General features: G+C 67.8%; 5 protein-coding genes and 1 pseudogene. 5 read left to right on the top strand and 1 reads right to left on the bottom strand.

The genetic code is table 11. The annotated features are described in order from the left end of the window. Together ACFWPJ_RS26545 and ACFWPJ_RS26550 are read left to right on the top strand one after the other, a co-directional pair. Positions 1-218 (top strand): annotated as a pseudogene (locus tag ACFWPJ_RS26545) (hypothetical protein); the annotation flags it as partial. A 170-nt stretch (positions 219-388) separates the two neighbouring features. Next, positions 389-1213 carry a hypothetical protein gene (locus ACFWPJ_RS26550; protein ID WP_378855266.1) on the top strand — a complete coding sequence of 275 codons (825 nt, stop codon included), beginning with the start codon at positions 389-391 and terminating at the stop codon, positions 1211-1213. A 33-nt stretch (positions 1214-1246) separates the two neighbouring features. Here the strand turns inward: ACFWPJ_RS26550 and ACFWPJ_RS26555 are convergent, their stop codons facing one another. Beyond that, the gene (locus ACFWPJ_RS26555; RefSeq protein ID WP_378855268.1) at positions 1247-2014 is read right to left on the bottom strand and encodes a metal-dependent transcriptional regulator; all 768 of its coding nucleotides are present in this window, start codon (positions 2012-2014) and stop codon (positions 1247-1249) included. A 101-nt stretch (positions 2015-2115) separates the two neighbouring features. Between ACFWPJ_RS26555 and ACFWPJ_RS26560 the strand changes: the two genes are divergently transcribed. The 3 genes from ACFWPJ_RS26560 to ACFWPJ_RS26570 all read left to right on the top strand — a co-directional run. Continuing rightward, complete coding sequence (locus ACFWPJ_RS26560; RefSeq protein ID WP_378855270.1) at positions 2116-3096, top strand: bifunctional riboflavin kinase/FAD synthetase; 981 nt, start codon at positions 2116-2118, stop codon at positions 3094-3096. A 127-nt stretch (positions 3097-3223) separates the two neighbouring features. Next, positions 3224-3493 (top strand): 30S ribosomal protein S15, encoded by a 270-nt coding sequence (rpsO, locus tag ACFWPJ_RS26565; RefSeq protein WP_019048089.1) that lies wholly within the window; start codon positions 3224-3226, stop codon positions 3491-3493. A 374-nt stretch (positions 3494-3867) separates the two neighbouring features. Further along, a partial coding sequence (locus tag ACFWPJ_RS26570) for a hypothetical protein (RefSeq protein WP_378855272.1) occupies positions 3868-4055 on the top strand: 188 nt, incomplete at its 3' end.

Raw genomic sequence — 4055 nt, forward strand, 5'->3', positions numbered from 1 at the left:
GTTGCGTGGTGCCCTCGCCCGCGGGGGCTGTGGGGTTTTTCTTTGACACGGGCGCCGGGATAAACACTGACACCGAACTGGATTCGCTGATCCGCCACGTCGGCGCGGGGCGGATCGAGGAAACGGCCGGAGATCTGCTCGCCGCCGCGGACCAGGACGGCGACGGGTACCTGTCCCTCGCGGAATTCCGGGTATTGCTGGACTTCCTGTCGCGCTGAGACCCAGGAGGAGATCGGCAACTCGGTCGCCACACGTCGTCGACCCGCTGCTCGGCGCCGCACCACAGCCACTGTGGCAGTGCCACTGGACTTGTCGTTAACGTCCGCACCGCACCAGGCGATAGCCAAGATATCTATCTGGCGGCTCGGAGGGGTGCACCATGGCTGCGATGAAGAAGACCTGGATCGGCGTCATCGCCGGTGTGACAACACTGTTTCTCGCCGGATGTGGAGCTGATGGCCCGCAGACGCCGGGTACCTCGAGTTCGGTGCGACCGACCACTGCGACCAGCACGTCACGACCGCCGGTCGTCACCCCGCCGACCGGCGGCCCGGCCACTGCCGCGCCGATCGACACGACCCCCGGAGCCACCGGCGTGCCCACCACCCCGGCACAGCCAGGCCCACCGCCGGCACCCGCCAGGGGCACCGTCGTCCTGCGGACCGCGACGCTGTCGGGCGTTCCGGTTCCCGGTGTGCCCGTGTACCTTTCGCTCCAGCAGCCGTGCGATCCGGCGAGTCACGACATCCCGGTCGGCGAGACCACCGAAACACAGCGCCTGGACGGCGTCACCGACTCGTCCGGCTTGGCCGCCTTCACCACCACAACGGGCTGCTACCGCTTCGGCATGACGGCGCCCGCGGGAACGAACCCCGTCCCCGAAGGCATGCACTCGCTGTTCCTGGTCGACGCGGGCGCCACTGTCACCGGAGCGCTCCGCTTCCAGGACACACCCTCCGAACCGGCCCCTGCCTGCGCTGAGCCCACCATCGAGACCGAACTCGGGGTCGACCCAGGACCGGACGCCCTGATCACCCTCTGTGACGGCCGGTGGGCGGTCGTCTCCTGGAACAGCCAGGGCGACAACCAGCGGATCATCACCCGCTCGTCCGGTACCTGGACCACCTACGTCGGATTCCCGCACGACACCTGCTGGACCGAGGCGACCGCCGCCGGCGTCCCCGACTCCATGCGGCGCTACTTCTCCTGCTGAAACGCGCTTCGGCAACGGCCGTGCGCCGACAGGCTACGCAGTGAGCCAGATCGCCTCGGCGGCAAGGGTCCCCAGCTCGGTCGGGCTGTCGGCGGCCGCGATGCGGACGGCGATGGTGCCGGCGAAATCGCGGCGTTCCTCGACCTCGATCACGGTGTCGAGGGCGATGCCGACCGAGTCGAAGTAGCGCAGCATCGCGGGATCGGAGTCGGAGATGCGGGCCACGCGGCCGGATTCGCCTGCCGCGAAGTCGCTGAGGCGGCGGGCCGGGGGAGTGGGGACGGCGCCGTCGGCGGAGGGGATGGGGTCGCCGTGCGGGTCGCGGTCGGGGTGGCCGAGTTTCGCGTCGATCCGTGACATCAGCAGTTCCGAGACCGCGTGCTCGAGCACCTCGGCCTCGTCGTGCACTTCGTCCCAGCCGTAACCGAGTTCGTTCACCAGGAACGTCTCGATCAGGCGATGCCTGCGCACCATCGCGATCGCGGCGCGCCTGCCGTGCTCGGTGAGAGTGATCGAGCCGTAGCGGGCGTGCTCGACCAAACCCTGATCGGACAGCTTGCGCACTGCCTCCGACACCGTCGAGGCCGAGACCCCGATCCGCTCGGCGAGCAGCTTCGTCGACACCTTCTCCTGCGACCACTCCTGCGCGGTCCAGATGACCTTCAGATAGTCCTGTGCCACCGCGGACAACTCGGGCGCGATCGTCGCGGTGGCGGCGAGTTCGGCCTGTTCACCGAGCTGCGACGACGCGCGGCGGGGAGCGACATCTCGTTTACCTGGCACATCATTGATGTTAGGCATCCCTGGCCCGAATGACACATCGGCCAACGGCACGGCGCGGTGCGAGGATCCTTCTCACACCGGAATTCTGTTCCCGTACCGCTTTGCGTAGGCTTCGCTCTGTGCAGAGATGGCGAAGTCTCGACGATGTGCCCGCGGACTGGGGGCGCTGCGTCCTCACGATCGGCGTGTTCGACGGCGTGCATCGCGGGCACGCGCAGCTGATCAGCCGTGCGGTGGCCGCGGCGAAGAAGCGGGGTGTTCCGTCGGTCCTGATGACCTTCGATCCGCACCCGATGGAAGTGGTACGGCCCGGTTCCCATCCCGCGCAGCTCACCACCCTGCCCCGGCGCGCCGAACTCGCCGAGGAACTGGGCATCGATGTGTTCTGCGTGATGCCGTTCACCCACGAGTTCATGAAGCTCACCCCGTCCGGGTACGTCCACGATCTGCTGGTGGAACGCCTGCACGTCAGCGAGGTCGTCGTCGGTGACAACTTCACTTTCGGCAAGAAGGCCGCGGGCACCGTGGACACCATGCGCGAACTCGGCGGCCGCTTCGGCTTCGAGGTCGACGGGGTCACCCTGCTCGGCGAGCACGCCGTCACCTTCTCCTCCACCTACATCCGCGCCTGCGTCGACGCGGGCGACATGACGGCGGCCGCCGAAGCGCTGGGCCGCCCGCATCGCGTCGAAGGCGTCGTCGTGCACGGCGACGGCCGTGGCCGCGGGCTCGGCTTCCCGACCGCCAATGTCGCCCCGCCCATGCATGCCGCGATCCCCACCGACGGCGTGTACGCGGGCTGGTTCACCGTCCTCGGGCAGGGCCCGGCCATCGGCACGGTCGAACCCGGTGAGCGCGCGATGGCCGCGATCTCGGTCGGCACCAACCCGACGTTCTCCGGCCGCTCGCGCACCGTGGAGGCGTTCGTCCTCGACGGCGAGGCCGACCTGTACGGCCAGCACGTCGCGGTCGACTTCGTCGAGCAACTGCGCGGGATGCGCAAGTTCGACACCATCGACGACCTGGTCGAGGCCATGGGCCGCGACGTCGAGAACGCGCGCAAAATCCTCACCGCAGCCGAGGCGGCCAAGCGGGCCTGAACCCGATTCAACCGCACACCTGGTCGCGTGTAAGGTTGATCCTCGGGTTTGCTGCGGTCCGCGGTGGCGCCCCTCCCGGGTAACCGGAACTTCGAGCGCGGAACTGAGAAATAGGAGTCGATGCCGCATGGCGCTGACCACTGAGCAGAAGTCGGCCATTCTGGCCGAATACGGCCTGCACGAGAAGGACACCGGCTCGCCGGAGGCGCAGATCGCGCTGCTGTCGAAGCGGATCTCGGACCTGACCGAGCACCTCAAGCAGCACAAGCACGATCACCACACCCGGCACGGCCTGCTGGCCCTGATCGGTCGTCGTCGCCGCCTGTCGAAGTACCTGCAGGCCAAGGACATCGAGCGTTACCGTTCGCTCATCGAGCGTCTCGGCCTGCGCCGCTGATCTGCTTCGACACGCCTCCCCGCTGAGGCGGTCGGCGAGTAGCCAATGGGAAGAAGTACACTTCTTCTCGTTGGCTATTCGTGTATTCGGGGACCATCGGGTTCCCGCGTGCACTACAACATGTGACAGCCGTGTGCATCCGTCCGCGTGGCGTCGGTCTTCGGTAGTGGCCTTTCGGCTGGCGTGTTCCTCACCGCCGTCGGGCTTCGATCGATGACCGCCTCCGCGTCGCCGCTTCCAAGGGGATACGGCCGGGTGCTGCGCGTGGCAGCCAGGAGGGTTTCCACGTGTCCGTGTCCGGTACGGCTGACGAATAGCCGGTTCGCGCCCACATGGTGCTGCGCTCCGGCGAGACGAGAGGTCGAGAGAAGAAAATGACGCAGACAACTGAACGTACTTCGACCGCGGTCGAGGTCGAGCCCGGTGTTTTCGAGTCGGTCGCGCTGATCGACAACGGTAGCTTCGGCACCCGCACCATCCGCTTCGAGACCGGCCGTCTGGCCAAGCAGGCCGCCGGCTCCGTCGTCGCCTACCTGGACGACGAGACCATGCTGCTGTCGGC

It is taken from the genome of Nocardia sp. NPDC058497 (genome assembly GCF_042720195.1).
In the GTDB taxonomy this organism is placed as follows: domain Bacteria; phylum Actinomycetota; class Actinomycetes; order Mycobacteriales; family Mycobacteriaceae; genus Nocardia.